The sequence below is a fragment of the Cupriavidus taiwanensis genome, from assembly GCF_900250075.1.
Lineage (GTDB): Bacteria > Pseudomonadota > Gammaproteobacteria > Burkholderiales > Burkholderiaceae > Cupriavidus > Cupriavidus taiwanensis_C.
The window spans coordinates 631120-656927 of record NZ_LT977071.1 but is presented as its reverse complement, the minus strand read 5'-3'; the positions used below and the strand labels follow the sequence as shown (position 1 = coordinate 656927).

Genomic DNA, 25808 nt, shown 5'->3' with positions numbered 1-25808 from the left:
CCCTCACAGCACCGGCGTCAACACCGGCTCCCCCGCAAAATGCCGCCGGGCATTCTCGAGGAACTGTGCCACCGAGGCCCCGATGGCCTCCGGCGACCAGCCGGCGACGTGCGGTGTCAGGACCACGTTGGGGCAGTCGAGCAATACCATGGGCGGCGCGGGCTCGCTCTCGTAGACATCCAGCCCGGCGCCGCCCAGCTGGCCTGCGCGCAGCGCTCGCGCCAGCGCCTCGGTGTCCACCACGCTGCCGCGCGCGATATTGACGAGAAAGCCGGAGGGCCCCAGCGCCGCCAGTACGCTGGCATCGACCAGATGGCGGGTGCCGGGTCCGCCCGGCGTGGCCACCACCAGGTAGTCGGCCCATTCGGCCAGCGCGCCGATGCTGTCGAAATAGCGGTAGCCGGCGCCGTCGCGCGGCGTGCGGTTGTGATAGCCGATCTCCAGGTCGAAGCCTTCGGCGCGTCGGGCGATGCGCCGGCCGATGGTGCCCAGGCCGACGATGCCCAGCCGCTTGCCCGACACATTGGGCCGCAGCGGCAGCGCCGTGCGCCAGGTGCCGGCGCGCGTGGCCGCGTCCAGTTGCGGTACCGCGCGCACGGTCGCCAGCAGCAACGCAAAGGCGTGATCGGCGACGCAGCTGTCATTGGTGCCCGCGCCATTGGCAACGACGATGCCGCGCGCGCGGGCATGCGACACGGCAATGTTCTCGAATCCCGCGCCCAGCGCGCACACCAGTTCCAGCGCCGGCATGGCGTCGATTTCCGCCGCGCTCAGGCCGGTGGCGCCGATGGTCAGTACCGCGCGGATGCGCTCGCCATGCGTCCCGACATGGTCGGCTCGGCTCGCGGCATCGGGGGCATAGAAGATCTCGAAACGTTCCGCAATGGCATCGCGGTGGTGTGATGCGACCTGGGTCAGGATCAACAGCGTGGGCTTCATGGCGGGGACAGCGGAGCAGGAGGTAGTGGGACGAGCGGGCCGCGGCCATGATCGCAGCAGCGCGGGCGGATACCGGCGCTCGGACAGCGGCAGGGGCACATTCTAGCGCCGCGGCACCAGGCTTGCCGAAAGCGACAGACCCTGGATCGATACGCAGAAACGGGTACGCCTGGCCTGCGCGGCCAGGCGCAGCGGCGCTCCTGGGGGCGCATGCCGTGCCGATAAATCCAGCGTTATCGCGGAGAAAGGGGGGCGCAGTGACGCGGCCTGCCTGGACCCGCCGCGGCACGCAGAAACGGGTACGCTTTTACGGCGCAGGCCGTTCAGCGCCATGCCGGCGCGGCGCCATTGCGTATCATGCGTGTTCCTCCCATCACTGGTGCAACGACAGCATGCGCGCGATCGGCAACTTCCTCTGGTTCATTCTTGGCGGCGTGGTGATGGGCCTGGCCTGGTGGCTGGCAGGGCTGCTGGCCTTTATCTCGATCATCGGCATTCCCTGGGGCAAGGCCTGCTTCGTGATCGGCAGCTTCACCTTCTTTCCGTTCGGCAAGCAGGCCATCAGCCGGCGCGAACTGACCGGGCGCGACGATGTCGGCACCGGAGCGCTCGGGCTGGTGGGCAATGTGCTGTGGTTTGTCGTTGCCGGCGTGTGGCTGGCCATCGGCCATGTCATGGCGGCGCTCGCCAACTTCGTGACCATCATCGGCATCCCGTTCGCGATCCAGCACCTGAAGCTGGCCGGCATTGCGCTGGCACCGATCGGACAGACCGTGGTCAGCAACGAGATGGCGGACGCCGCGCGCCGCGACGGCGCCCGCGCGCAGGTGGACAACCTGCGCCGCTGAGCGCTCAGGCGTCCGCGTCGTCGTCGGGGCCTTGCGCGTCCTGCTGGCCGGCGTGCGCCACCAGCCGGTCGAGCAGGCTGCCCAGCAGCGCCTGCTCGGCTTCGCTCAGGCAACCGAAGATCTCGTCATTGCGCCGGGCGATCATGGCGATCGCCTGCCGGTACAGCGGCTTGCCCTGCGGGGTCAGCGACAGCACCACGCCGCGCCCGTCGGCCGCGCTGGCTTCCTTGCTGACCAGCCCGCGCGCCACCAGCGCCTGTGCCGAGCGGCTCGCCTGGCCCTTGGTCAGGTTGGCGCGCTGCGCCAGGGCGTTGACCGACAGCGGCGCGAAGGCCCCGATCGCCGCCAGGCAACGCCCCTCGCTGAGCGGCAGCCCGCATTGCTCCAGGTAGGCGGCGGCGCTGTCCTTGTCGCTGAGCTTGTTGACCTGGTGCAGGCGGTAGGTCAGGAACTGTTCGAGGCGTGGCAGTGGCTTCATGGCGTTTCCGTTTCGGGCGTCGGCATTGTAGAGCCGCCAGGGCCTTGCCGGCTGCGTGCCTCAGCCTCGTCGATCAGCGCCATCACCGGCGCCAGCGCTTGCTGCCGGCTCATCAGGCCCAGGCACACCATCGCCAGCAACAGCGGCGCACGCGTTTCGCCGGTGCGGCCCATGGCTTCGCACAGTCGGGTATAGGCCTGGTCGAGTTCTTCAGCTCGCATGGGGGGCTCCGGTCTGCAGCAGGGGGGCGAGGGTAGCGCGCACGGCGCCCCATGACGGTTCGCGCCAGCGTGCCAGCACATAGCCATCGGGACGGATGAGATACAGCGTGCCAGGGTTGGCACCATAGCGGGCGTGGGCCTGGTCGTCGACGTCGGCCAGCGCGGCGGCGCCGGCCGGGGCGCCGGTGACCACCTGGTACGCTTGCAGGGCTTGTGGATATTCCTGCGCGAGCGCGGCCAGCGGTTCGGGCAGCGCCGGCCGAGCGGCGCCATGCCGGAACCAGAGCAGCGTGAAGCGCTGCCCGAAGCATTGCGTCAGATGCCGGATGCCGTCCGGCCCGTCCACGCGCAACTCCGGCGCGGGCACGCCTGGTGCCGCGCCCGGGCAGTCGTCGCCGAAGTCGCTGGGACCGTTCAGCGCCGAATCGACATAGGCAATCGGTGCCGACTGGCGCGGATTGATCAGCGAACGCACCGCCGGCTCGGATGGCGCCAGCCGCAGCGTGGCCTCGCGCATCAGCCTGAAGGCGAAGTCGGGCGGCGCCATGAACTCGGTGCTCTTGGCGCCGTAGGCAAGGTTCTGGCGCGTGGCGTGCAGGCGCTCGGCGGAGTAGGTGTCGAGCAGGCTGTCGCCGGCCTGGCCGCGCAGCACCCAGGCCAGCTTCCAGGCCAGGTTGCCGGCATCGTCCAGCCCCGAATTGAGCCCGCGCACGCCGAAGATCGGCACCAGGTGCGCGGCGTCGCCGGCGAACATGACGCGGCCATGGCGGTAATCCTGCAGGGTCAGGCACTTGGCGTTGTACATCGAGATCCACAGCGGCCGCCACGGCTCGGTCTCGCCGATCATGTCGAGGTGGCTCTGCACGCGCGGCAGCACGTTCTCGGGCCTGATCGCCTCGTCGGGATCTTCGTCGTCGCGGATCTGGTAGTCGATGCGCCAGACGTCGTCGGGTTGCCGGTGCATCAGCAGGGTCGAGCCGGGATTGGAGGGCGGGTCGAACCAGGCCAGCCGCTCTACCTCGCGCCGGGTTTTCTGCACGATGTCGACGATCACGTAGCGGCCTTCGTACTGCGTGCCTTCCATGCGCAGGCCCAGTTGCTCGCGCACCGTGCTGCGTCCGCCGTCGCACGCCACCAGCCATTGCGCATCGATCTCCACCGCGCCGTCGCCGGTCTCGATCTCGGCGACCACGCCGCCGGGGTGCTGGCGCAGCGTCCGCAGGCGCGCGCCGAAGCGCACGTCGGCCGGCGACGCGCCGCGCAGTGCGGCATCGTGGGCGAAGGCCTCCAGGTAGTACTGCTGGATGTTGACCATCGGCGCAAAGCGCTCGTCCGGCTCGCTCGGCATCTTGAAGTGCAGCACTTGCGTGTCGCGGTAGTAGCTGCGCCCGCCGACCCACGGCAGGCCGGTTGCTACCGTGGCCCGGTCGGCGCCCGCCCAGCCCAGGATTTCCAGCGAGCGCCGCGCCATGCAGATCGCGCGGCTGCCGGCGCAGTAGCCGTGGTCGGCTTCCACCACCAGCGTGGCAATGCCCTGGCGCGCCAGCAGTGCGGCCAGCGTCAGGCCGACCGGGCCGCCGCCGGCAATCAGCACCGGGATGCGCTGTGGCCAGGGACGGGACGAATCGGGCGGTGGCGCGGGCGGCACCGGCAGGTGAGGCGCGTGGGGATCTGGCATGACGGGCGATAGTTTGTGCGAGATGGTTGTGGGCGCAACTATATCGGCCATATAGTTGCGTGCGAAACTAGTGTAAACCCCTCCGGACAAGGCCGGCACTGCGCAAGCGCAAACCAGCCGCGGCCGCCGCGCCCCTTCTTCTGGGCTTCGCCTATGCTTCGCAACAGGCACACTGCTGAAGGGGCCGCGCCATGCCCGTCCTGCCCTCCGATGCCGCGCCGCGCGTGGCCTGGCTGCCATCGCCCGGCAGCTGGCAATACCACCTGATGCTGGGTGCGGCCGGCATGCTGGTGCTGGGGCCGCTGGGTGGCGTCGCCGCGGCGTACATGAATTTCTCGCTGGGGTTCTTTGTTGGCGGACAGGTGCTGGCGGGCATCCTGGGCTCGGTGGTGACGGCCGGCTATGGCGCATCCGGCCGCCATGGCGCCAACTACATCCAGACCGCGGCGGCGTCGGTGGCGGGCATGGGCGGCATGGCGGTGGTACTGCAGGCGATGGCGTGGCTGGGCATGGCGCAGCCGCCGCTGTGGCAACTGCTGCTGTACCTGCTGTGCATCGGCATGTTCGGGGTGGGCGTGGGCATGCTGTACACGCCGTTGCTGGTCGACCGCATGCAGCTGACCTTTCCGTCGGGGCTGGCGGTGGCCAACATCCTGCGCGCGCTGACCGACCCGGTGCTGTTGCGGCGCTCGGTGGCGCGCCTCGGCGGCGGCATGGCGCTGGGCCTGGCCAGCGGGCTTGGGGCCGGGCGCGTGCCGTGGCTGGCCGTGCTGGACCTGTCCGCAGCCACCTTCGGCGCCGGCATGATCGTCGGCGCGCGCGTGGGCGTTGCCGCGCTGGTGGGCGGGCTGGCCGGATGGGCCATGACGCCATGGTTCGTCGACGCCGGCTGGCTCGCGCGGGGCGAGCCCTACCGCAAGGCCACGTTCCTGGTGGCGCTCGGCATGATCATGGGCGCGGCCGTGGTCGACCTGGCGCAGTTGTCGGTGCAGGCATGCCGGCGCTGGCGGGCACGGCGCCAGCCGCAACCGCCCGCGCCGCGGCGCGGGCCGGGCATGGGCTGGGTGGCGGCGTGGGCGCTGCTGTGGGGTGCGGCCACGGTGGCGGCGGGCGTGCTGTGGTTCGGGCAGCCGCTGGCCTTCCAGCTGATTGCCGTGCTGCTGGCGCTGGTGTTCGCGCTGGTCAACGGCATCTCGGTCGGGATGGTCGACCAGAATCCGATTTCATCGGCATTCGTGCTGTCGGTGATCCTGATGGCGGCCGCCGGCCTGCGCGCGCCCGAAGTCGGCCTGATCGCCGCCACGGTGCTGCTGGTGGCCACCGCCGAAGCCAGCGACATGCAGCAGGACCGCTCCACCGGCTGGCGCCTGGGCAGCGACCGCATGGTGCAGTTCGGCTACCAGGTGGCGGGCATCGTGGTCGGCGCACTGGTCGCGGTGGCGATGGCACGCCTGTTCCTGCAGGCCTATCCGGTGCTGGCGCTGGACCAGACCAGCCTGCCGGCCGACCAGCAGCCGGCGCGCTGGACCTCGGCCATGACCTACAAGATCGTGGGCGTGCTCCATGGCTTGTCGCAGGACCGGACCGGCCAGTATCTGGCGGTCGGAGCGGGACTGCTGATCGGGCTGGCCACGGCGCTGTTGCGCCGCGCCATCCTCGGCCACCCTGCGTGGCAGCGCTTTGCGCGTTCCGGACGAGGCGGGCAGGCGGCGGATTTCGTGCTCGATGCCGTGATCCTGCCCTCGCCTTATGCGTCGTCGTTCGGCGGTTTCGTCAACCTGACGGCGGCGGCATGGATGGCGGCAGGCGGTGTGCTGGCCAGCGTGGGCGCCGTAGTCGGCGCGCGCGGGACGCGCGGGCAGGGCTTGCCGCGCGACATGAACACCGCGTCGCTGCTTGGCGGGGGCTTGATTGCCGGCGATGCACTGGCGGCGCTGGGCATCGGCATGGCCGGCCTGCTCTCCGTCAGCTGAGAGGTCGGGGCGGCTGATTGTCAAATTTCGCTGACGCTTCTGTCCAAGATCCAGTGGATTGTCAAATCCTGCCACCGGCGTACCATAGGCGGCCAGACTGACGTACTGGCTTGACCCGGAGAACCACCATGGCCCTAGACCAAGAATCCTTTGCCCTGCTGCGCGCCTCGGTGCAGCGCTTCATCGACGAACGCCTGAAGCCCGCCGAAGACACGCTGGAGGAAACCGACGACGTGCCCGCCGAGATCGTCGCCGACATGAAGGAGATGGGGCTGTTCGGCATCTCCATCCCCGAGAACTACGGCGGAATCGGCCTGTCGATGTCGCAGGAATGCGATGTGGTCTATGACCTCGGCCATACCGCGTTCGCCTTCCGCTCGGTATTCGGCACCAACGTCGGCATCGGTTCGCAGGGCATCCTGATGGATGGCACCGAGGAACAGAAGCAGCAGTACCTGCCGCGCATCGCCAGCGGCGAGATGATCATCTCGTTCGCGCTGACCGAGCCCAACGCCGGCTCCGACGCGGCCTCGCTGCAGACCAGGGCCGAGCTGGACGGCGACCACTATGTCATCAACGGCACCAAGCGCTTCATCACCAATGCGCCGCGCGCGGGCGCGTTCACGCTGATGGCGCGCACCGGCGGCCCGGGCGCCGGGGGCATCTCGTCGTTCATCGTGCCGGCCGACACCCCGGGCATCTCGCTGGGCAAGCCCGACAAGAAGATGGGCCAGCGCGGCACCAAGACCTGCGACGTGGTGCTCGAGAACGTGCGCGTGCCGGCCGCCAACATCATCGGCGGCGTACCGGGGGTGGGCTTCAAGACCGCCATGAAGGTGCTGGACCGCGGCCGCCTGCACTTGTCGGCGCTGGCCTGCGGCATGGCGCACCGGCTCATCACCGACGCCGTGGCGTATGCCAAGGAGCGCAAGCAGTTTGGCCGCCCGATCGGCGACTTCCAGCTGATCCAGGCGATGCTGGCCGACAGCCAGGCCGAGCTCTACGCGGGCCTGTCGATGGTGCGCGATTGCGCCCAGCGCTACGATGCCAAGCCCGCCGGCAAGAGCGATCCGGAAGTCAGCATGCTGGCTTCGTGCACCAAGATGTTCTGTACCGAGATGGTGGGCCGCGTTGCGGACCGCGCGGTGCAGATCCACGGCGGCGCGGGCTATATCGCCGAGTACAAGGCCGAACGCTTCTACCGCGATGTGCGCCTGCTGCGCCTGTATGAAGGCACCACGCAGATCCAGCAGATGATCATCGCCAAGCATCTGCTGCGCGACTGACCCCCAACGGCCCGCGTGGCAGGAGTCGACATGGACACGATGCAGTATCGCGGGCGCGACGGTGCGCCGCAGGCAGGACATGATGACGGCGCGCCGCACCGGCTGCGCGCGGTGGTGGCGACCTATCGCCCCACGCTGCAGGCGTACACGCTGGCGGTATCGCCGGCCGAGCTGATGGCGCTCTCCGCGCTGCCGGCACAGATGGCGGCCAGCGTCGGCGCTGCCCCGGACCCGCGCGTGCAGGCGCACCTGGCGCGGTTGCGTACCAAGGTGCAGGACAGCGGCATCGCCTTGCCCGGTGCCATCGTGGTGGCGGTCAGCGGCGGTAGCATGCAGTGCGAGTGCGACCACCTGTTCACGCTTACGCTGCAGCCGCGCCATGGCGACCGCCTGATCGTGATCGACGGCTACGAGCGCCTGCTGGCGCTGGCGCATGGCGAGCGCCGCCAGTGCAAGACGCTGGTGTCGGCGGTGCTGTGGCGCACCGCGCTGGAGACTGCCGCGGCGACACCGGCCGACGATGCCGCCAACGACATCATCGACGCGCCGGTGGCGCAGTCATGCGCGGCGCGCTGGGCCAACGCGACCCGGCTCTGGCATTGATCCGCGTGATTGGCGTGACCGGCGTGACCGGCGCAACGTAACGGAAGCCGCCTGCAGGGCGGCTTCCTTATTTCTGGTGATCGCAGGGGCGCTTACGTAGCTTAGGCCGCTTACTGCGGCCACACGCCATCGACCTCGCGCAGCAGGTGGCCGGCGAGAATGTAGTCCCCGAGCCGCGTGGCCTTGGCCTCGAGGTCGAGCAGTTCATGGTCCGCCAGCGTGCCGAGATCGAACTGGCAATAGAGATTGCGTTGACGGAATGTGCCCTTGGGTTTGGCCAGCCCTTCGATCAGGGCTTCGCGGGAACGGACGGCGATGCTTTCTTGTCCGCGATATTGCACCTTGATACCGCGCTTTTCTCCGAGCCTGCCGAGTTCGACGGCGTCCTGCCATCCGGTCTCGTAGTCCAGCTCAAGCGCCAGCACGCCTTCGGAGGCCAGAAGCCTGAGCGCTTCTGCCTTGCTGCCAGCTCGCACGATTGACATCCACACCTCTTGTATCGACTTATACTGTACGAATATACAGTCAACCCGGGGTCGGGGCAAGGCCCCTGGCGCGGTGCGCATCGGACCAGCCGCGCACCATCGCCGCAAAGACGCCGGGTCGCCCGCGCTCGCGGATGGCGCCACCGCCCGGCGAGTATGGTTGCCGATGTATTTCAGGGGCATGTCAGAGGCGCGCGGGCGGCGTGTCGCCGGCTTCATTGCCGCCGGCGGTCGGACCGGTCGACGTGCTGGCGGGCGTGCCCGCCGCCTGGCCGGTTGCCGCGCCCTGCGCCGCTGCGCCGGCGAAGTCGCCGGCATAGGCGCGCGACAGCGTGCCAGGTTGCATATAGCGGTGGATGGCGGCGTTGACCGCTTCCGTGGTGGCGTCGCGCAGCCGTTGCTCGAGTTGCGCGGTAAAGGCCATGGTGCGGCCCAGGTAGAGCTGGCTGGCCAGCGCGCCGGCCAGCGCGGCGTCGTTGCTGCGGCTGACCATGCCCTGCTGCAGCAGGCCGCTGACGGCCTCGGCCAGTTCCTGTTCGGTAATGCCGTCGCGCACCAGCCGCTCCAGTTCCTCGCTGACGGCGCGCTGCACCCGCGCCAGGCTCTGCGGCGCATATTGCGCGCGCACGCCGAAGCGGCCGGCGCGGTCGAGCGCGCCCACCTGCACCCAGCTGCTGGCGCCATAGCTCATGCCTTCGCGCTGGCGCAGCCGGTCCGCCAGCCGGCTGCGCAGGCTGGCGCCACCTAGCACGCGGTTGGCAATCATCATCAGCGCATAGTCGGGCGCATCATTGGTCAGGTCGATCGGGGCGGTGGCCAGGTACACGGCGTTGGCCTTGCCGGGCGTGGGCAGCGTGAACTCGGCGGGCGGGATCGGCACGAACGGACGGTCGACGCGCGCATACGGCTGCGGCGCGGTCCAGTCGCCAAACAAGGTGGCCGCCTGCGCCGCGGCAGCCGCGCCATCGAAATCGCCGACCAGGCTCAGCTGCGCATGCCCCGTGCCGTAGAAGCGCGCATGGAAGTCGCGCACCTGCACCAGCGTGGCCGCGCGCAGGTCGTCGATATTCTCGGCGATGGTGCGCGCGTGGCGCGGGTCGCCCGCGGGGTAGGGGTCGCCGTGCCGGCCCAGCGCATTGGCGGCCAGCACGCCGGGTTCGCGCTGCACGCTTTCGAGCTCCGCGATGCTGGTCTGGCGCAGGGTCTCGAACTCGGCTTCGGGGAAGGTCGGCGCGCGCAACAGGTCGCGCAGCAGCGCCAGCAGCTCGGGCAGGTGCGCGCGGCGCGTCTCGAAACTGACCGTCACCTGCTCCGGGCCGCCCGCGATGCTAACGCGCGCGCGCAGGGCCTCGATGCGGTCGGCGATCTGCTGGCGGTCCATGCCGGCGCTGCCGCGGCGGAGCATCGCGGCGGTCAGCGCGCCCACCGTGGTCAGCCCCTGCAGGCTGTGCGCGTCGCCCATGCGCAGCACCAGCACGCCGTGCACCACTTCGCCGCGCGCGGGCTTGGGCAGCAGCGCCAGCTGCATGCCGTTGGCGAGCGTCTGGCGCGTGGTATGGGCTTCGATGTTGGCGGGACTGGGATCGAATGCCGCCACCGCGGGCAACGCCGGCCGGCCCTGGTAGCCCTTGACCATGGCCGCGATGTCGGGCACCGCCGGCACTTGCGCGCGCTGCGGTTGCTCGGCCGGCAGGAACACGCCAAGGGTGCGGTTCGAGGCCTGGAAGTAGTTCAGCGCCACGCGCTGCACGTCGGCCAGCGTGGTGGTCTCGATGCGGTCGCGCGCCAGGAAGAACAGGCGCCAGTCGCCCTTGGCGATGGCCTCGGAAAGGGCAATCCCCAGCGCGCCGGGGTCGTTCATGTACTGCTCGTAGGCGTTGCGCATGCGCACGCGCGCGCGCTCCAGTTCGGCCTCGGTCACGGGCGCCTCGGCAAAGCCCTCGATCTGCGTGATCAGGCCGGCACGCGCGGCCGCGAGCGGCTGGTCTTTCGATGCCTGCGCCATGAACAGCAGCGCGCCGGGGTCCTTCATCGCATAGAACGCGCTGCCGATCGACGTAGCCTGGTTGCGCTCCACCAGCGCCTTGTACAGCCGGCCGCCGGGGGTGTCGCCCAGGATGATGGTCAGCAGCGACAGCGCGGTGGTGTCGGGGTGCGCGCCGGGGCTGACATGGTATTGCGCGGCCACCAGGCGGGTGTCGCCGGGGCGCATCACTACCAGTTCGCGCGCGCCTTCCTGCGCGGGCTCGACGGTGGGCTCCGGCGGCAGCACGCGCTGCGGGCGCGGAATCGGCCCGAAATAGCGCTCGATGCGCGCCAGCGTGGCGGCGGGATCGAACTTGCCCGCCACCACCAGCACCGCGTTGTCGGGCTGGTAATAGCGGCGGTAGAACGCGCGCAGGTTGTCGAGGCTGACGTTCTCCACGTCGCTGCGCGCGCCGATCGGGGCCTTGCCGTAGTTGTGCCAGCGATAGGCGGCGGCCATGGTCTGCTGCATCAGCATGCGCCCGGGGCTGTTCTCGCCCATCTCCATCTCGTTGCGCACCACCGTCATCTCGCGGTCGAGGTCGGCGCGCGCGATCACGCTGTTGACCATGCGGTCGGCCTCCATGCGCAGCGCCCAGTCGAGGTTGTCGTCGCTGGCGGTGAAGGTCTCGAAGTAGTTGGTACGGTCCTGCGCGGTGGTGCCGTTGACGCTCATGCCGCGCCGCGCGAACTCGCCCGGGATGGTCTTGCCCGGCAGCGACGGCGTGCCCTTGAACAGCAGGTGCTCGAGCAGGTGCGCCATGCCGGTCTCGCCGTAGTTTTCGTGGCGGCTGCCGACCAGGTAGGTGATGTTGACGGTGGTGGTGGGCTTGGCGGCATCGGGTGCCAGCACGATGCGCAGGCCGTTGGGCAGGCGGTGTTCGGTAATGCCTTCGACCGATGCCACCTGCACCGCCTGCACTGCCTGTACCGGCGCTGCCGAAGGCTGCGCCAGCGCCGGCGGGCAGGCCAGCGTGGCAAGCAGTGACAGTTGCAGGGCGGTGCGGCGCATGGGGTCTCCGATGGGAAAGATAAGGGCAGGGCAACTGTGCCCCAACCGACCCCCGCGCGCCAGAGGGAAATGTCCGAAAGCAGCGGATGCACGCCGGCATCTGGCGGTAGCATGCCGTCATGAACCTCGATCCCGACACCTGCTACAAGGCCGTGGCCTCGCACGACCGCCGCTTCGACGGGCGCTTCTACGTGGGCGTCTCGTCGACCGGCGTGTATTGCCGCCCCGTGTGCGCGGTACGCACTCCCAAGCGCGAGAACTGCTCGTTCTATGAAAGCGCCGCCGCGGCCGAGAAGCATGGCTTTCGCCCGTGCCTGCGCTGCCGCCCGGAACTGGCGCCGGGGCATGGCCTGGCCGATATTTCCGGCCGGCTGGCGCAGGCCGCCGCCACGCTGATCGACGAAGGCTTCATGGCCGACGGCAGCGTGGCCGCGCTGGCGGCGCGCATCGGCGTGACCGAGCGCCACCTGCGGCGGCTGTTCGACGCGCAGTTTGGCGTGTCGGTGCTGGAGTACGCGCAGACCCAGCGCCTGCTGCTGGCCAAGCGGCTGCTGGCCGATACCGCGCTGCCGGTGACGGACGTGGCGCTGGCGGCGGGCTTCGGCAGCGTGCGCCGCTTCAACGATGTGCTGAAGACCCGCTACGGCCTGACGCCGCTGGCGCTGCGGCGGCGTGCCGCCGAGGGCGTGGCCGACCGGCTGGTGTTCGAGCTCGGCTACCGGCCGCCCTTTGCCTGGGACGCATGGCTGCGCTTCCTGGCCACGCGCGCGGTCGACGGCATCGAAGCCATCCGCGATGGCGCCTACCTCCGCACCTTGCGCGTCGAAGCCGGTGGCAGCACCCACCTCGGCTGGGTCCGCATCGAGCATGTGCCGCGCCGGCTGGTGCTGCGCGTGACCCTGTCGGCGTCGCTGGCGCGCGTGATTCCGCAGGCGCTGGGCAAGGTGCGCCGGCTGTGCGACCTGGGCTGCCGCCCCGACGTGGTGGACCGGCACCTGGGCGAGCTGGCGGAGGCGATGCCGGGCGTGCGTTTGCCGGGCTGCGTCGATGGCTTCGAGATCGCGGTGCGCGCGGTGATCGGGCAGGTGATTTCGGTGGTGCAGGCACGGCGCATCCTGGCCGCGCTGGCACAGTGCGCGGGGCAGGCGCTGGACGGCGCGCCGCCTGACGACGGCTTGCGCTACACCTTCCCGAGCGCGGCCGCGCTGGCGGCGTTGCCCGAGGCTGCGCTGCGCCAGGCGGGCGTGTCGCCAGGCAAGGCTTGCACGCTGCAGGCGCTTTCCCGCCGCGTCGCCGACGGCACGCTGGTGCTCGACCCGCATGCGGCGCCGGAGCAGGCGGTGGCGGCGCTGCGCGGGATCGACGGCATCGGCGACTGGACCGCGCAGTATGTCGCCATGCGCGCGCTGGGCTGGCCTGATGCCTTCCCCGGCACCGACTATGCGCTGCGCAAGGTGTTGGGCGTCAGCACCGTGCGCGCGATGCACGAACGCACTGCGCAATGGGCGCCGTGGCGGGCCTACGCCGCAATCCACCTGTGGCACCGCTATGAAACGATGAAGGACACGCCGCCGGCCGCGGCGCAACCGGAGACCCTCCCATGACCAGCTATCGTCATATCGACAGCCCGCTGGGCACCGTGCTGCTGCGCGCGCGCGACGGGCACCTGACCGGCCTCTTCTTCGCGGGACAGAAGTACCATCCCGCCGGCATTGCCGACAGCCGCGACGTGCCTGCGGCCGACGCCGCGGTGCTGGACCGGGCCGCCGCCGAGCTGGCCGAGTATTTTGCCGGCCGCCGCGACACCTTTACCGTGCCGGTACGCTTTGCCGGCAGCCCGTTCCAGCAGCGGGTGTGGCAGGCGCTGCTGGAGATCCCGTGCGGCGTCACCGCTTCGTACGGCGAACTGGCGCGCACGCTCGGGCTGCCGCCCACGCATGCGCGCGCCGTGGGCGGCGCGGTCGGCCGCAACCCGCTGTCGGTGATCGTGCCCTGCCATCGCGTGCTGGGCAGCGCCGGCGCGCTGACCGGCTATGCCGGCGGCATCGAGCGCAAGCGCGCCCTGCTGCGGCGCGAGGGCATCGCTGCCGCGACGGGCTGAAGCCGGCCACGCAGCGATGGCGCGCCTGTTCATCGCGGTGGAAGTGCCGCCCGCACAGGCGGTGGGGCTGTTGTCGTCGCTTCCTGCCGTGCCCGGCATGCGCGCCGCGACACCGGCCCAGGTCCACCTGACCCTGCACTTCCTCGGCGAAGGCCTGGGCGAGGCGGCACAGGCCGTCGAAAAGCTCGCTGCCGCGCTCGCGATGCTGCGCACCCCCGCGTTCACGCTGCAGGCGTACGGCACCGGGCGCTTTCGCAGCGGCCCGGGATCGGTGCTATGGGCCGGCCTCGCGCCCGGTCCCGGACTGGACGCGCTGCGCGCCATGCACGCCGAGGTAGGCGAGGCACTGGCGCAGGCCGCCGGCTTCCCGCCGGAGCGGCGGCGCTTCCATCCGCACGTGACCCTGGCCCGTTGCAAGCCGACCGTGCCCGAGAGCGCGCTGCGCGCGTGGCTCGATGCGCACCGCACCCTGGCCAGCGCGCCGTGGCGCGTCGCGCGGCTGGTGCTGTTCGAAAGCCGGCTCGGTCCGCAGGGCCCGCAACACCTGCTGCGCCAGGCCTGGCCGCTGGCGGCGCAAGGCCCTACGCCAGGTTGCTGAAGCCCAGCGCCACGCCCAGCCCGCACAGGGCCGAGCCGATGGCGCGGTCCAGCAGCCGCTGGCGCCGCAGCATGGCCGCGCGCAGCGCCGGCGCGGTGAACACCCACGCCACCACGCTGAACCACGCCAGGTGCGCCACCGACATGAATCCGCCATAGGCCCACTGCACCGGTACCGGGGTGTGGACGTCCACCACCTGGGTGTAGGTGCTGACGACGAACAGCGTGGTCTTCGGGTTCAACGCATTGGTCAGCAGGCCCATGCGCAGCGCCGCCAGCGGGGCCAGCGCGCGGCCGCCGCGCAGGTCTACCGTCAGCGCGTCGCGCCTGCGCAGCGTCTGCAGGCCGATCCAGACCAGGTAGACGGCACCCAGCGCCTTCACCACCGTCAGCACGCCATGCGCGTGCGTCATCAGCAGCGATACCCCGAACATCGTATAGAGCACATGCACCTGCACCCCCAGGGCGATGCCGAATGCACTGAGCAAGCCGGCACGCCGGCCGTACAGGTAGCTGTTGCGGGTGACCATGGCGAAGTCCGGGCCAGGACTGATCACGGCCAGCACGGTCACCGTGGCGACCGCCAGGGATTCGGCGAGAGGGGGCATGTTGCGTCAGGATATGTTGTGTGTTCCGGTCGATCCCCGCTTGTTGGGGATCGAAGCGTACCCAATTCTGCGTGCCGCAAAACGCCCGCACAACCGATATATACTCGCGCGATTCCGTGAGAAAAACTGACCGATGCACTGGCTGGGATGGATCCGATTCTTCGAGGCCGCGGCGCGCCATGAGAGCTTTGCCCGCGCGGCGCAGGAGCTGCACCTGACCCATGGCGCGGTCAGCCGGCAGATCCGCCAGCTGGAGGACACGCTTGGCGTGGCGTTGTTCGAGCGGCGCAATCGCGGCGTTTTCCTGACCGAGGCGGGGCGCTCGCTGTTTGCGGCGGCGACACAGTCGATGGAGGGTCTGGCCGCCGCCGCCGCGCGCATCCGCACACAGCCCGCGGAGCGGGCGCTGGTACTGTCGTGCGAGCCGACCATCGCCATGCGCTGGCTGATCCCGCGGCTGCCGCGCTTTGCCGCGCGCCATCCCGACATTCCGCTGCACCTGATGGCGGCGGGCGGGCCGATCGACTTTGCGCGCAGCGGCGCCGACCTGGCGCTGCGGCGCAATGACTTTGCCTTCGACGCCCGCTGGCATGCGCGCGAGGTGGTGCAGGAGCGCGTGGGCCCCGTGTGCCGGCCACAGTCGGCCGAGGGTGCGGCGGTGGCGCCGGTGCGATTGCATACGCGCACGCGGCCGCAGGCCTGGCAGCGCTGGCAGGCGGCGTGCCCCGATGACGCGGGCCGGCTGCGTCTGGACGGCGACGCCTGGTACGAGCATTTCTACCTGAGCCTGCAGGCCGCGGCGGCGGGCCTGGGCTGGGCCATGGCTTCGCAGCTGATGGCTGCCGACGAGATCGCCGACGGCCGGGTGGCGGCGCCGTTCGGCTTTGCGGCCGACGGCTCGGCCTATCACCTGCTGTCGCCCGCGCCGTTCGAGCACGACACGCGCCGGCTGGCCCTGCTGGCATGGCTGCGCGAGTGCGCGCACGCCACGCTCGCACCGCCGCCGCAGGCCTGAAAGGCACGCAAGCGCTACCCCCCGGAAGTCTGTCCTCAAGTTCTGCCACAGATTTGCCGAAGTGAGATCATCGGTCTTGCCGGCCTATGGTGCAGGCGCTTAACATGCGGCGCGCGGCCGGCAGGCCGGTGCCGCCGACGGGCTCCGGCTGGTCCGCGGCTGTGCCATGGCCGTCGCTCCCAGCCCCTCCAGATGTTGCGTGAACCTATGAACCAGCACGACGCCCCCGGGCCCGCCGATCACGATGCCGAAGCCGACCCGGCGGACGAGCGCTATCGCCTGACCCACAACTCGCAGATCGGCACGGTGCTGCGCGACCTGGCGTGGCAGAAGTGCATGCTGAGCGTGCGCACCCGCACCGCGCACCAGTTCGTCACCTCGATCCTGCATGTCGACCCGGTCAACCGCACCTTCGTGTTCGACTGGTGCAATGCCGAGCCTGAACGGATGTCGCTGATGACCTCCGAAGAGAACGCGTTCTCCGGGCTGCTGCGCGGCGTGCCGGTCAACTTCGTGGTGGGCCAGCCGGCGGCCACGCGTTACGAAGACGGCCCCGCCTTCGTGGTCGAGTTTCCGGACAAGCTCTATCACTTCCAGCGCCGCCGCCATTTCCGCGCACGCACGCTGGTGACCAAGGGCTACCGGTGCGAGATGCCGATGCCGGACAAGACCGTGCTGGGCCTCGATATCGCCGACCTGTCGCTGTCCGGCGTGGGATTGCGCTCCAAGGCCGTCACCGCCGACCATCTGCCGGTTGGGACCACGGTGGCGAAGTGCCGGCTGGACTTCCGCGAGCTGGGCAAGCTGGAGGTGGACATGCAGGTGGTCGGCCACTGGCTGGTGGGGCACGACGACAGCGCCATCCACCACTTCGGCTGCGCCTTCGTCAATCCGGACGGGCGCATGGAGAACTTCCTGCAGCGGCTGGTGTTCGCACTCGAACTGGCGCACCGCGGCTGAGACGCCGCCTCGGATCCGGCGCGCTCCGCGCGCGCGCGCCGGCCGGTTTACGCTACATTGCCCGCCAGTTCGCATGACACGGGAGGCACACGGCAATGGTCCACAGCGATCCGGCTCCGGCCGGCGGCAAGCAGTTTTCGGCCGACTACCTAGTCATCGGCGCCGGCATTGCCGGGGCCTCGGTGGCGTACTGGCTGGCGCGCGCGGGCAGTGTGATCGTGCTCGAGCGCGAGGCGCAGCCGGGCTACCACGCCACCGGCCGTTCGGCCGCGCTCTACCTGGAAAGCTACGGCACGCCGCAGGTGCGCGGCCTGACCATGGCCAGCCGCGCCTTCCTCGATGCCCCGCCCACGGGGTTTGCCGACCATCCGGTGCTGTCGCCGCGCGGCGCCATGATGCTGGCGCGTCCGGGCGAACAGGACCAGCTCGACGCGCACTGGCAGGTGCTGGCCGGCATGGGCGCACGGGCGCAGCGGCTGGACCAGGCCGGCGCGTGCGCGCTGGTGCCGGTGCTGCGGCCGGAACTGGTGCTGGGCGCGGTGCTGGAGCCCGATGCCGCCGACATGGACGTGCATGCCTTGCATCAGGGCTACCTGCGCGGCGTGCGCCATCACGGCGGGGTGATCGCCTGCGGCGCCGAGGCCGGGGTGATCGAGCGGTGCGACGGCGTGTGGCACGTCCATGCCGGCGCCGATATCTACCGCGCTCCGGTGCTGGTCAACGCGGCAGGCGCGTGGTGCGACGTGGTGGCGGCGCGCGCGGGCGTGGCGCCGGTGGGGCTGCAGCCGTGCCGGCGTTCGGCCTTTGTCTTTGCCCCGCCCGATGGCATCGAGGTCTCGCGCTGGCCGATGTTCTACGGCTTCGACGAGACCTGGTACGTCAAGCCCGATGCCGGCATGCTGCTCGGCTCGCCGGCCAACGCCGACCCGGTGCCGCCGCACGACGTGCAGCCCGAGGAGCTGGACATCGCCACGGGCATCCACCAGATCGAGGCCGCCACCACGCTGAAGATCCGCCGCCCCGCGCGCACCTGGGCCGGACTGCGCTCGTTCGTTGCCGACGGCGACCTGGTGGGCGGATTCGATCCCGAGGTGGAAGGTTTCTTCTGGGTGGCCGCGCAAGGCGGCTATGGCATCCAGACCTCGGCGGCGATGGGAGAGGCCTGCGCCGCGCTGGCGCAGGGCCGGCCGCTGCCGGCGCATATCGCTGACCATGGCGTGACCGCCGCCATGCTCAGTCCCGCGCGGCTGCGCGCGCAGGCGGGCTGGTAAGCCCTGGCGCCGGCCAGCGGCAGGATCAGGAGCCGATCATCCGGCCAATCGCCGCGGCGGCCTCGCGCATCGGCGCCAGCAGCCGCGTGATCATGTCCGCTTCGGAAACGCGCGCGGCGCGCACGCTCACGCTCAGCCCCGCCAGCACGATGCCCGAGGCCGAGCGCACCGGCACGGCCATGGCGCGCAGTCCGGGCTCCAGCTCTTCATCGACGATCACATAGTCCACTTCGCGGGCACGCTCGAAGCAGGCTTCCAGTTCCTGCCGCGAAACCTTGGTCTGCAGCGTGCGCGGGCGCAGCTCGGCATGCTCGAAAAAGCCGTCGAGCACGGTCGCGGGCTGGTGCGCCAGCAGCAGCCGGCCGTTCGAGGTGCAGTAGGCCGGCAGGCGGCTGCCCATGCCGAGCGAATAGTTCAGCACGCGCTGCACCTCGGAGCGCACCAGGTACAGGATGTCGGTGCCGTCCAGGATCGCCAGCGTGCAGGTCTCGTGGATGCGCGCGCTCAGGTTGTCCAGGATCGGCTGCGCCAGCGACACCAGCGAGGTCGACGAGAAGTACGCGTGCCCCAGGTGCAGCACGCGCGGGCGCAGCGCGAACTGCCCGTCCTGCTGGCTGACATAGCCGAGCTGCTCCAGCGTGTACAGGCAGCGCCGCACCGACGCGCGCGAGAGCTGGGTGCGCTGTGCCACCTGCGAGATCGTCAGCGGGCGCTTGCGCTCGGAAAACGCTTCCAGCACGGTCAGCCCGCGCGCCAGCGACAGCATGAAATTGGGATCGCCGGCAAAGCTGCCGAGCAGGTCGGCCTGGGGCCGGGCAACGCGGACGGTGTCGGCCTGGGCATGGCCAAGACCGATGGGGCGGAGGACATCCATGGGAGGCTGGGAGTGGTCTACGGTCGTTCGATAATCGCGCAATGTTAAACCGCTCTGGCGCCGCGAGCCAGCATTGCTTGCATGCTGCGCTGCGTCATCGGCGAGGCCGGGTCAGCGCTTCCGCCACCTCGAACAGGGCCATGCCCGCGAGCATCGCCGCGACAAAGCCCCACGCCTTGGCGTAGCCTGCACCCAGCGCGACCAGCGCGGGGCCCGGGCAAAAGCCGGCCAGGCCCCAGCCGGTTCCGAAGGCGGCACTGCCCAGCAGCAGGCGCGGCGTGACCGCGGCCAGCGCCGGCCACTGCATCGCCAGCCCAAGCCAAGAGCGCTGGCGCCGGCGTGCCAGCGCAAAAGCCACCACGCCGACTCCGATCGCGCCGGCCATGACGAAGGCAAGCGACGGGTCCCACATTCCCGCGAGGTCGAGAAAGCCCAGCACCTTGGCCGGGTTGGCCATGCCGGAGAGGATCAGGCCAATGCCGAACACCAGTCCGGCCAGCAACGCCAGCAACGCGCCCATGGTTCAGCCTCCCAGCACGTGGCGCTGCACGAGCACCGTCAGGAAGCCGGCCGCCATGAAGGTCACGGTAGCCGCCAGCGAACGCACCGAACCGCGCGACAGGCCGCACACGCCGTGGCCGCTGGTGCAGCCGCCGGCGTAGCGCGTGCCCACGCCGACCAGCAGCCCGGCCACCAGCACCTCGGTCCAGCCCGCGTCGATGCGCGCCGCGGGCATGGCATCGAACGCGAAGGCCAGCCATGGCGACAGCAGCAGCCCGATGACAAAGGCGGCGCGCCATGCGGTGTCGCCTTGCGGCAACCGCAGCAGGCCGCCGACGATGCCGCTGATGCCGGCGATGCGGCCCAGGCCGAGCATCATCAGCGCCGTCGCAAGGCCGATGACAAGCCCGCCGGCGAGCGAAAGCCACGGCGTGAAATGCTGGAAGTCGATCTGCATCAAGGGTGCGCGCGGAAGCTGGCGCGGAGAACGGCCGCAAAGTGCAGCCCAAGGCAGGGATTATAGGCGCGCCATGGTCGGCCAGGCGCCCATAAAAAAGTCGCCGCTGGGGAAGCGGCGACCGGGGAAGGTTGTCATTCAAGAGGGGGTCTTGGTGACAGGGAAAAGTATAGACATTTGAATTAAGACATTACATACAACTTTGGAGGGGTACGGCAGGCGCACATTGCCGCGCCGCGTCAGAACGGTTTGCCCAGATACAGGTAGAAGCTGAACACGCCGGCCGCCGCGCGGCCATAGGCCAGGTACAGCGGCCCGAGCGGGCTGTCGAGTGCCAGGAACAGCGAGCCGGACTTGAGCAGCCCGGTCGGGCTGCCCGGCACCAGCGGGTCCCCCACGCGGCCAGCCTCCAGCGAGAAGCCGGCGTAGACGCCCTGCAGCAGGGTCTGCCGCGCCAGCTTGTTGTAGTACACCAGCCGCGCAAACTGCATGTTGGCGCCCATCAGCTGCCCGGTCGCGTAGCCGGACTGCTGCAGGAAGCCGCCCCACTGGAACTGGTCGTAGTTCGGCAGCGGCTTGCCGCCGGGGTTGCCGCCGACCTTGAAGCCGAACGACAGCGTATGGTCGCCGAACGAATGAGCATAGATGCCGTCGGCCTGCGCCTTGATATAGGTCTGGTCGGCTCCGAGCCCCGGTTGCGAGGCGTAGATCCGCACCCCGCCCGCATAGCCGAAGCGGGGGAAATCCACGCTGTCGAGCTGGTCGAAAAACAGCCGCCCGGTGATGGCCCCGCGCCGGATGCTGCCCGGACCTGGCGCCAGCGACGCCGGGCCGGTGCTGAGCGTGGCGTGCTCCGAGCCGGCCTGCACCCCGACGCGCAGCTCGCCGTACTTGGTGAACTGGCTGCCGACGTCGAGCGCCAGGTCGAAGCGGCGCACGTCGTAGGTGGCGATGCGCGTGCTGCCCTGGAACACATTGACCGGGCGCCGTTCCAGCTCGATGCGCGGGGCGATGAAGAAGAACTGGCGCGTATCCAGCGGCTGGTAGAACTCGCTGCTCAGCGCCGAGGTCTGGCCCGCCTGTGCGTCGGTGCGCCATTCCGCCCCCAGCGCATTGAGCCAGGTGCGCCGGTAGCTGCCGACCAGGTTGAAGTACGCATCGCCGCGGAAGTCCGAACTCAGTCCCAGCCCGAAGCGCAGGTAGTCGGGGCCCCACGATTTTTCCACGGCATTGACCGTCAGCACGCGCCGGCCCGGTTCTTCCAGGATGCCGTAGTTGACGTGCTCGAAGTCGCCGGTGCCGAACAGGCGGCGCATGTCCTGGTCCAGCGCGGCCTGGTCGATCGGCTCGCCCGGGCGGGTCTGCATCACCGCCCTGGCATAGTCGGGATTGACGCGATGCAACGGCGCCAGCCGGATTTCGTCGACGGGGCGGGTGTCAGGCGGCTGCACCGCCTGCTGGGCCGCGCGCAGCTCGGCATACTGCGCCGGCGGCAGCGCAAGCGGCGCGAGGCGGTCGGCGACCTTGCGCGCGGCGGCCTCGCCGATCGGGATGGTGGTCGACAGGTGGTCGAAGTCGGTCGCGGAAAAGTCGCCCAGCGCGGGCTCGATCAGCACGTCGGTGGGCCGCAGCGAGGCCAGCGAGGCGCGCACGTTCTGCTCGGTCAGGATGTTGAGCATCTGGCCGGTCACGCCGATCACCGAGGTCAGCGCCTCGCGCTTCAGCAGTGGCGTGCCCAGGTTCACGGCGATGACGATATCGGCGCCCATGCTGCGCGCCACGCCCACCGGCAGGTTGTCGGTCAGCCCGCCGTCGACCAGCAGCCGGCCCTCGTATTCCGCCGGGGCCACCGCCCCCGGCACCGACATGCTGGCGCGCATCACGTTGGCCAGCTCGCCCTCGCTGAACACCACCGCCGTGCCCGCCACCAGATCCGTCGCCACCGCCCGGTAGGGGATCGGCAAGCGGTCGAAATCGCGGTAGCCCGGGGTCCTGGCCAGTTGGCGCAGCACCGTCTCCAGCTGCACGCCGGAGACCGCGCCCTTCGGCAGCAGCACGCCACTTGCCTGCAAGCCGATCTCCGGCGTGAACAGGTTGGTGAAGTCGTCCTGCTTGCGCCGCACGGACAGGTCCTGGCGCGGCGGCCGTTCCTTGAACAGCTTGTTGGTGCTCAGGCCGCTGACCAGCTGTTCCATTTCAGCAGGCCCCATGCCGGTAGCGTAGGCGCCGCCGACCAGCGAGCCCATGCTGGTGCCGGCGATGCAGTCGACCGGAATACGCATCGCCTCCAGCACCTTGAGCACGCCGATATGCGCGGCGCCGCGCGCGCCGCCGCCCGACAGCACCAGGCAGATGCGGGGGCGGCCGGCCGCGGCGGGCGGCGCGCCAGCAGGGGCGGCAAGGCCCGCGGCAGTGCCGGCGTCGTGGCCGGGCGCGGGGGGCTCCGCGGCCATCGCGGTACCGGCGCCCAGCGCGATGGCGGCAAGCAGGCGCATCATGCCGGCGCGGCGCAAGCAATGGTGTGGAGCTGCCTTCATGGCTCGATCAGGGTCGCAACCGCCACCAGGCCGGTTGCCGTGGGGGAAGTCCGGCTATCTTCCGGCAAAACGTGTTGTGCGGGCCCCGCGCCGCGCCGCGCGCAAAAACAATTCAACACGCGGCTCGGAAGCATTCAGATCGGCTCCCGGTGCTGCCAGGTGGGGCGATGGGGCCGCCGGACGCCGGCGAGCGCGCCGGAATATACTGGGGGCTGGTCTGCCATGGCGCCGCGCGCGCGATCCGCAAGTGTCTCAAGTGTCCTCTGTAGTCCCTGTAACTGGTTCCACGCTTACCCCTGACGACCCCCGCCCGGAGCCGCCGGAGCGGCCCGCCGATGGCGAGTGCTGCGGCTCCGGCTGCGATCCCTGCATCTTCGATTACTACTACCAGGAGCTGGACCGCTACCGCGAGGCGCTGCGGGCATGGGAAGCGCGCCATGCCGAGGATCCGGCCGCTTGAGCACACACCTGAGCGTCCCGGCCATGCCGCCATCGCAGCCATCGCAGCCCTCCCCGGCAGCCGGGGCGGCGCTGTTCGATTTCGTGCAGCGCCACCCGCGCCTGTTCGTGCTGACCGGCGCCGGCATCAGCACCGATTCCGGCATTCCCGGCTACCGCGACGCGCGTGGCCAGTGGCAACGCTCCCCGCCGATCACGCTGCAGGCCTTTCTCGGCTCGCACGCAGGCCGTCAGCGCTACTGGGCGCGCAGCATGCTCGGCTGGCCGCTGGCGGGGCAGGCACGGCCCAACGATGCCCACCACGCGCTGGCGCGGCTCGGCGCGCAGGGCCGGATGACGGCGCTGGTCACGCAGAATGTCGACGGCCTGCACCAGCGCGCCGGCAGCCAGGGCGTGATCGAACTGCACGGCAGCCTGGCCAGCGCCATCTGCCTGGATTGCGGCGCCAGCCACGACCGCGCCGGCCTGCAGGACTGGCTGGTGTCCCGCAACGCCGCGTTGCGCGACGTGATCGCGCCGCCCGCCGCCGACGGCGACGTGCATTTCGAATCGCCGCTGTTCGCGCAGTTCCAGGTGCCCGATTGCAGCCATTGCGGCGGCATCCTCAAGCCCGACGTGGTGTTCTTCGGCGAATCCGTGCCGCGCACGCGTGTCGACGCCGCGCGCGCGGCGCTGGCCGCTGCGGATGCGATGCTGGTGGTGGGATCGTCGCTGATGGTTTATTCGGGCTACCGCTTCTGCGTCTGGGCCGGCCAGATGGGCAAGCCGGTGGCCGCGCTCAACCTGGGCACCACGCGTGCCGACGCCATGCTGGCGCTGAAGGTCGAGGCCGGTTGCGCGCCGGCGCTGCAGGCGCTGGTGTCGCGGCTGGAGCAGGACACTGCAGGATCCCGTTGACGCGAGCGCCGTGCAGGCATAGCATCGCCACACCACTTTGATCGACGCCGGTCGATCTTTCTTCAAGGCTTCCGCTTCCCACCATGACCGCAGACCGCCAACGCCCCGTCATCGCCGCGCCTCCGGGCCGCGCGTTGCCGTGCCCGCGTCGCCAGCCTGCGTTCACATCTGTCGCGCCGCCGCCGCCGTTCTCCGGCGGTGCGCACCCGCCGCCGCCGCGCGGCTGACGGGCACGCGCCCCAGCCTTTCTCGTCTCCGGTAATCCCGCCTTCGTGCGCCCGTGCGCACGGCCGCCGCACGCCCGTGCGCGCTGTCGCCGTGCCGTGGCCGCATGTCGCAGCGCGTTGCCGGAGCCTGCCAAGCTGACGACAGATGACAAGCCATGACCAACCAAGAAGATTGCGCGGCGCGCTTCGACGCCGCGCGCAACACGCTTACCACGCGTACCACTTCCTCCGCCCTCTGGGCCACGCCGCTGTTCGTGCTGCTATGGAGCAGCGGCGCCATCGCCGCCCGGCTGGCGCTCGACCATGCCACCCCGTTCGCCCTGCTGACCTTGCGCTTCGCGCTGGTCTGCGCCGTGCTGTGCGCGATAGGCCTGGCGCGCAAGCGCCTGCTGCCGCCGCGCGGCGAGCGGCTGCACACGGCCGGCGCGGGCCTGCTGCTGATCGGCGGCTACGCGGTCTTTTACTTTCTGGCGCTGGACCACGGCATGACGCCCGGCGTGCTGGCCACGGTGCTGGGCGCGCAGCCGATGCTGACACTGCTGCTGACCGAGCGCGGCGCCAGCGCGGCGCGCCTCGGCGGCCTGGCGCTGGCATTCGCCGGGCTGGCCATGGTCGTCGCCGACAGCCTGCTGGTGGCCCGGCTGTCACCGGCGGGCGTACTGTGCGCGCTGGCCTCGCTGGCCAGCATGACCGTCGGCGCCATCCTGCAAAAGCGCAGTCCGCGCCCGCCCGCCGAAGTGCTGCCGCTGCAGTACGGCGCAAGCCTGGCGGCCTGCCTGCTGTGCCTGCCGTTCCAGCCCTTCGCCTTCGAAGCGTCGCTGGCGTTCGCCGCACCGCTGCTGTGGCTGGCGCTGGGGATTTCGATCGGCGCGACGCTGCTGTTCTACCGCCTGATCCACGCCGGCAACCTGGTCAACGTGACCAGCCTGTTCTACCTGGTGCCGGCGGGCACCGCGGCGCTCGATTACCTGCTGCTGGGCAACCGCATGGCACCGCTCGCGCTGGCGGGGATGGGGGCGGTGCTGGCGGGGTTGGGGTTGGTGTTCCGCGGCACCAAGCGCTGATGAAGCGGTAGGTGGAGCAGGGGGAGGGGCGCTGCCCGAAGGCGCCTACCGCTGCTTCACCTCCACCCGCACCTCGTCCTTGCCCACCGTGATCGCCCCCGGTTCCACCTCCTTGCCGCCCACGCGCAGCTCCTCCGGCTTGAAGGTGTAGATCGGGTAGTCCTTCAGCAGCTGCTGCGCGACCACGGCGCCGATGGCGTTGAGCTGTTCGCGGTAGGGCCCCATGCCGGCGACTTCGACCTGCTGCACGGTGGGGTTGTCGAGCAGCACTGCGCGCCGGCTCGCGTCATAGCGGATGCCGCTGTTCAGGGCGAGCTTGCCGTCGACCGGAGGCGAGGGCAGCAGGGCATTGTTCAGGCGTGCGTCGACATGGGTGGTGATGCGGTTGCTGGCTTCATCCAGCACCAGCCGCGGGTGGCTGAGCTGGACGCTGACGACTTCGGCGTAGCGCAGCGTGGCGGGAAAGCGCTTGTCGAGTTCGGTCTGCAGTTCCTGGCGGGTCAGGGAATATTCGCCGGTCCAGATGTTGTAGCCGGCCAGGGCCGGAGCGGAGCCGGCGATGCAGGCGGCGGCAAGGAGCAGGCAAGGCGTCAGGCGCATGTGGCGGGTCGGGCGCGCCATGGGGCGCCGCGATAAGTGGGATCAGCCTGTCAGACCGCGCGGCCGGGGCTCGCGTTCCGTCACATCGGGCA

The 25808-nt window shown here is 70.4% G+C and carries 25 protein-coding genes; 13 read left to right on the top strand and 12 right to left on the bottom strand.

Annotated elements, in window-relative coordinates; all coding sequences use genetic code 11:
- Positions 1–3 precede the first annotated feature (3 nt).
- Positions 4–939, bottom strand: coding sequence for a 2-hydroxyacid dehydrogenase (locus CBM2588_RS19455; RefSeq protein WP_115682053.1), 936 nt, complete (start codon positions 937–939; stop codon positions 4–6).
- 392 nt (positions 940–1331) lie between these two features.
- Between CBM2588_RS19455 and CBM2588_RS19450 the strand changes: the two genes are divergently transcribed.
- On the top strand, positions 1332–1787 hold the full coding sequence (locus CBM2588_RS19450) for a YccF domain-containing protein (RefSeq protein ID WP_115682052.1): 456 nt from the start codon (positions 1332–1334) through the stop codon (positions 1785–1787).
- A 4-nt stretch (positions 1788–1791) separates the two neighbouring features.
- Here the strand turns inward: CBM2588_RS19450 and CBM2588_RS19445 are convergent, their stop codons facing one another.
- From CBM2588_RS19445 to CBM2588_RS19435, 3 genes are read right to left on the bottom strand one after another with little or no spacing between them, the layout of a single operon-like run.
- A complete protein-coding gene (locus tag CBM2588_RS19445) occupies positions 1792–2265 on the bottom strand; it encodes a MarR family winged helix-turn-helix transcriptional regulator (RefSeq protein ID WP_115682051.1) in 474 nt (157 codons plus the stop codon).
- Positions 2262–2486, bottom strand: coding sequence for a hypothetical protein (locus CBM2588_RS19440; RefSeq protein ID WP_115682050.1), 225 nt, complete (start codon positions 2484–2486; stop codon positions 2262–2264). The genes CBM2588_RS19445 and CBM2588_RS19440 overlap by 4 nt, the downstream gene beginning before the upstream one ends.
- Positions 2476–4164, bottom strand: coding sequence for an FAD-dependent oxidoreductase (locus CBM2588_RS19435; RefSeq protein ID WP_115682049.1), 1689 nt, complete (start codon positions 4162–4164; stop codon positions 2476–2478). The genes CBM2588_RS19440 and CBM2588_RS19435 overlap by 11 nt, the downstream gene beginning before the upstream one ends.
- A 191-nt stretch (positions 4165–4355) precedes the next feature.
- Between CBM2588_RS19435 and CBM2588_RS19430 the strand changes: the two genes are divergently transcribed.
- The 3 genes from CBM2588_RS19430 (at position 4356) to CBM2588_RS19420 (ending at position 8026) form a co-directional block, all read left to right on the top strand.
- Positions 4356–6137 (top strand): OPT/YSL family transporter, encoded by a 1782-nt coding sequence (locus CBM2588_RS19430; RefSeq protein ID WP_115682048.1) that lies wholly within the window; start codon positions 4356–4358, stop codon positions 6135–6137.
- Positions 6138–6265: 128 nt separating this feature from the next.
- Complete coding sequence (locus CBM2588_RS19425) at positions 6266–7423, top strand: acyl-CoA dehydrogenase family protein (protein WP_115682047.1); 1158 nt, start codon at positions 6266–6268, stop codon at positions 7421–7423.
- Between the two features lie 30 nt (positions 7424–7453).
- Positions 7454–8026: a hypothetical protein gene (locus CBM2588_RS19420; RefSeq protein ID WP_115682046.1), complete on the top strand. Its 573-nt coding sequence runs from the start codon at positions 7454–7456 to the stop codon at positions 8024–8026.
- A gap of 110 nt (positions 8027–8136) precedes the next feature.
- Here the strand turns inward: CBM2588_RS19420 and CBM2588_RS19415 are convergent, their stop codons facing one another.
- Together CBM2588_RS19415 and CBM2588_RS19410 are read right to left on the bottom strand one after the other, a co-directional pair.
- Complete coding sequence (locus tag CBM2588_RS19415; RefSeq protein ID WP_115682045.1) at positions 8137–8511, bottom strand: PHA-granule associated protein 4; 375 nt, start codon at positions 8509–8511, stop codon at positions 8137–8139.
- Between the two features lie 184 nt (positions 8512–8695).
- The gene (locus tag CBM2588_RS19410) at positions 8696–11548 is read right to left on the bottom strand and encodes a M16 family metallopeptidase (RefSeq protein ID WP_115682044.1); all 2853 of its coding nucleotides are present in this window, start codon (positions 11546–11548) and stop codon (positions 8696–8698) included.
- Between the two features lie 119 nt (positions 11549–11667).
- On the opposite strand from CBM2588_RS19410, the gene CBM2588_RS19405 reads away from it, so the two are divergent.
- From CBM2588_RS19405 to thpR, 3 genes are read left to right on the top strand one after another with little or no spacing between them, the layout of a single operon-like run.
- Positions 11668–13152, top strand: coding sequence for an AlkA N-terminal domain-containing protein (locus tag CBM2588_RS19405; RefSeq protein ID WP_115682043.1), 1485 nt, complete (start codon positions 11668–11670; stop codon positions 13150–13152).
- The gene (locus tag CBM2588_RS19400) at positions 13149–13649 is read left to right on the top strand and encodes a methylated-DNA--[protein]-cysteine S-methyltransferase (protein WP_115682042.1); all 501 of its coding nucleotides are present in this window, start codon (positions 13149–13151) and stop codon (positions 13647–13649) included. Before CBM2588_RS19405 ends, CBM2588_RS19400 begins: the two co-directional genes overlap by 4 nt.
- 16 nt (positions 13650–13665) lie before the next feature.
- A complete protein-coding gene (gene thpR / locus CBM2588_RS19395; RefSeq protein WP_115682041.1) occupies positions 13666–14247 on the top strand; it encodes an RNA 2',3'-cyclic phosphodiesterase in 582 nt (193 codons plus the stop codon).
- Here thpR and CBM2588_RS19390 read toward each other — a convergent pair.
- Positions 14231–14854 (bottom strand): LysE family translocator, encoded by a 624-nt coding sequence (locus CBM2588_RS19390; protein WP_115682040.1) that lies wholly within the window; start codon positions 14852–14854, stop codon positions 14231–14233. The genes thpR and CBM2588_RS19390 overlap by 17 nt on opposite strands.
- Positions 14855–14987: 133 nt before the next feature.
- Here CBM2588_RS19390 and CBM2588_RS19385 point away from each other — a divergent pair, with 133 nt between their 5' ends.
- The 3 genes from CBM2588_RS19385 to CBM2588_RS19375 all read left to right on the top strand — a co-directional run bounded on the left by CBM2588_RS19385 (position 14988) and on the right by CBM2588_RS19375 (position 18100).
- Positions 14988–15869, top strand: a complete 882-nt coding sequence (locus tag CBM2588_RS19385) for a LysR substrate-binding domain-containing protein (protein ID WP_115682039.1) — start codon at positions 14988–14990, stop codon at positions 15867–15869.
- Between the two features lie 207 nt (positions 15870–16076).
- Entirely contained in the window at positions 16077–16829 is a 753-nt protein-coding gene (locus tag CBM2588_RS19380; RefSeq protein WP_231942208.1) for a flagellar brake protein, read from the top strand.
- A 95-nt stretch (positions 16830–16924) separates the two neighbouring features.
- The gene (locus tag CBM2588_RS19375) at positions 16925–18100 is read left to right on the top strand and encodes an NAD(P)/FAD-dependent oxidoreductase (protein ID WP_115682037.1); all 1176 of its coding nucleotides are present in this window, start codon (positions 16925–16927) and stop codon (positions 18098–18100) included.
- Between the two features lie 25 nt (positions 18101–18125).
- On the opposite strand, the gene CBM2588_RS19370 is transcribed toward CBM2588_RS19375, so the two are convergent.
- From CBM2588_RS19370 to CBM2588_RS19355, 4 genes are all read right to left on the bottom strand, one after another.
- The gene (locus CBM2588_RS19370; protein WP_115682036.1) at positions 18126–18974 is read right to left on the bottom strand and encodes an IclR family transcriptional regulator domain-containing protein; all 849 of its coding nucleotides are present in this window, start codon (positions 18972–18974) and stop codon (positions 18126–18128) included.
- 94 nt (positions 18975–19068) lie between these two features.
- Entirely contained in the window at positions 19069–19494 is a 426-nt protein-coding gene (locus CBM2588_RS19365; protein WP_115682035.1) for a DUF6691 family protein, read from the bottom strand.
- Positions 19495–19497: 3 nt separating this feature from the next.
- Positions 19498–19932, bottom strand: a complete 435-nt coding sequence (locus tag CBM2588_RS19360) for a YeeE/YedE family protein (protein ID WP_115682034.1) — start codon at positions 19930–19932, stop codon at positions 19498–19500.
- Positions 19933–20171: 239 nt separating this feature from the next.
- The gene (locus CBM2588_RS19355) at positions 20172–22469 is read right to left on the bottom strand and encodes a patatin-like phospholipase family protein (protein WP_115682033.1); all 2298 of its coding nucleotides are present in this window, start codon (positions 22467–22469) and stop codon (positions 20172–20174) included.
- A gap of 256 nt (positions 22470–22725) precedes the next feature.
- On the opposite strand from CBM2588_RS19355, the gene CBM2588_RS19350 reads away from it, so the two are divergent.
- From CBM2588_RS19350 to CBM2588_RS19340, 3 genes are all read left to right on the top strand, one after another.
- Complete coding sequence (locus CBM2588_RS19350; RefSeq protein WP_115682032.1) at positions 22726–22929, top strand: oxidoreductase-like domain-containing protein; 204 nt, start codon at positions 22726–22728, stop codon at positions 22927–22929.
- A 23-nt stretch (positions 22930–22952) separates the two neighbouring features.
- Positions 22953–23825 carry an NAD-dependent protein deacetylase gene (locus CBM2588_RS19345; protein ID WP_115682031.1) on the top strand — a complete coding sequence of 291 codons (873 nt, stop codon included), beginning with the start codon at positions 22953–22955 and terminating at the stop codon, positions 23823–23825.
- A 382-nt stretch (positions 23826–24207) separates the two neighbouring features.
- Positions 24208–25116, top strand: coding sequence for a DMT family transporter (locus CBM2588_RS19340; RefSeq protein ID WP_115682030.1), 909 nt, complete (start codon positions 24208–24210; stop codon positions 25114–25116).
- Between the two features lie 45 nt (positions 25117–25161).
- On the opposite strand, the gene CBM2588_RS19335 is transcribed toward CBM2588_RS19340, so the two are convergent.
- Positions 25162–25716, bottom strand: coding sequence for a DUF1439 domain-containing protein (locus CBM2588_RS19335; RefSeq protein WP_115683658.1), 555 nt, complete (start codon positions 25714–25716; stop codon positions 25162–25164).
- Positions 25717–25808 lie beyond the last annotated feature (92 nt).

Excerpts from the sequence above, each read along its gene's own strand:
- CBM2588_RS19455 (WP_115682053.1), bottom strand. The coding sequence starts at position 939 with ATGAAGCCCACGCTGTTGATCCTGACCCAGGTCGCATCACACCACCGC.
- CBM2588_RS19450 (WP_115682052.1), top strand. The coding sequence starts at position 1,332 with ATGCGCGCGATCGGCAACTTCCTCTGGTTCATTCTTGGCGGCGTGGTG.
- CBM2588_RS19445 (WP_115682051.1), bottom strand. The coding sequence starts at position 2,265 with ATGAAGCCACTGCCACGCCTCGAACAGTTCCTGACCTACCGCCTGCAC.
- CBM2588_RS19440 (WP_115682050.1), bottom strand. The coding sequence starts at position 2,486 with ATGCGAGCTGAAGAACTCGACCAGGCCTATACCCGACTGTGCGAAGCC.
- CBM2588_RS19435 (WP_115682049.1), bottom strand. The coding sequence starts at position 4,164 with ATGCCAGATCCCCACGCGCCTCACCTGCCGGTGCCGCCCGCGCCACCG.
- CBM2588_RS19430 (WP_115682048.1), top strand. The coding sequence starts at position 4,356 with ATGCCCGTCCTGCCCTCCGATGCCGCGCCGCGCGTGGCCTGGCTGCCA.
- CBM2588_RS19425 (WP_115682047.1), top strand. The coding sequence starts at position 6,266 with ATGGCCCTAGACCAAGAATCCTTTGCCCTGCTGCGCGCCTCGGTGCAG.
- CBM2588_RS19420 (WP_115682046.1), top strand. The coding sequence starts at position 7,454 with ATGGACACGATGCAGTATCGCGGGCGCGACGGTGCGCCGCAGGCAGGA.
- CBM2588_RS19415 (WP_115682045.1), bottom strand. The coding sequence starts at position 8,511 with ATGTCAATCGTGCGAGCTGGCAGCAAGGCAGAAGCGCTCAGGCTTCTG.
- CBM2588_RS19410 (WP_115682044.1), bottom strand. The coding sequence starts at position 11,548 with ATGCGCCGCACCGCCCTGCAACTGTCACTGCTTGCCACGCTGGCCTGC.
- CBM2588_RS19405 (WP_115682043.1), top strand. The coding sequence starts at position 11,668 with ATGAACCTCGATCCCGACACCTGCTACAAGGCCGTGGCCTCGCACGAC.
- CBM2588_RS19400 (WP_115682042.1), top strand. The coding sequence starts at position 13,149 with ATGACCAGCTATCGTCATATCGACAGCCCGCTGGGCACCGTGCTGCTG.
- thpR (WP_115682041.1), top strand. The coding sequence starts at position 13,666 with ATGGCGCGCCTGTTCATCGCGGTGGAAGTGCCGCCCGCACAGGCGGTG.
- CBM2588_RS19390 (WP_115682040.1), bottom strand. The coding sequence starts at position 14,854 with ATGCCCCCTCTCGCCGAATCCCTGGCGGTCGCCACGGTGACCGTGCTG.
- CBM2588_RS19385 (WP_115682039.1), top strand. The coding sequence starts at position 14,988 with ATGCACTGGCTGGGATGGATCCGATTCTTCGAGGCCGCGGCGCGCCAT.
- CBM2588_RS19380 (WP_231942208.1), top strand. The coding sequence starts at position 16,077 with ATGAACCAGCACGACGCCCCCGGGCCCGCCGATCACGATGCCGAAGCC.
- CBM2588_RS19375 (WP_115682037.1), top strand. The coding sequence starts at position 16,925 with ATGGTCCACAGCGATCCGGCTCCGGCCGGCGGCAAGCAGTTTTCGGCC.
- CBM2588_RS19370 (WP_115682036.1), bottom strand. The coding sequence starts at position 18,974 with ATGGATGTCCTCCGCCCCATCGGTCTTGGCCATGCCCAGGCCGACACC.
- CBM2588_RS19365 (WP_115682035.1), bottom strand. The coding sequence starts at position 19,494 with ATGGGCGCGTTGCTGGCGTTGCTGGCCGGACTGGTGTTCGGCATTGGC.
- CBM2588_RS19360 (WP_115682034.1), bottom strand. The coding sequence starts at position 19,932 with ATGCAGATCGACTTCCAGCATTTCACGCCGTGGCTTTCGCTCGCCGGC.
- CBM2588_RS19355 (WP_115682033.1), bottom strand. The coding sequence starts at position 22,469 with ATGAAGGCAGCTCCACACCATTGCTTGCGCCGCGCCGGCATGATGCGC.
- CBM2588_RS19345 (WP_115682031.1), top strand. The coding sequence starts at position 22,953 with ATGCCGCCATCGCAGCCATCGCAGCCCTCCCCGGCAGCCGGGGCGGCG.
- CBM2588_RS19340 (WP_115682030.1), top strand. The coding sequence starts at position 24,208 with ATGACCAACCAAGAAGATTGCGCGGCGCGCTTCGACGCCGCGCGCAAC.
- CBM2588_RS19335 (WP_115683658.1), bottom strand. The coding sequence starts at position 25,716 with ATGCGCCTGACGCCTTGCCTGCTCCTTGCCGCCGCCTGCATCGCCGGC.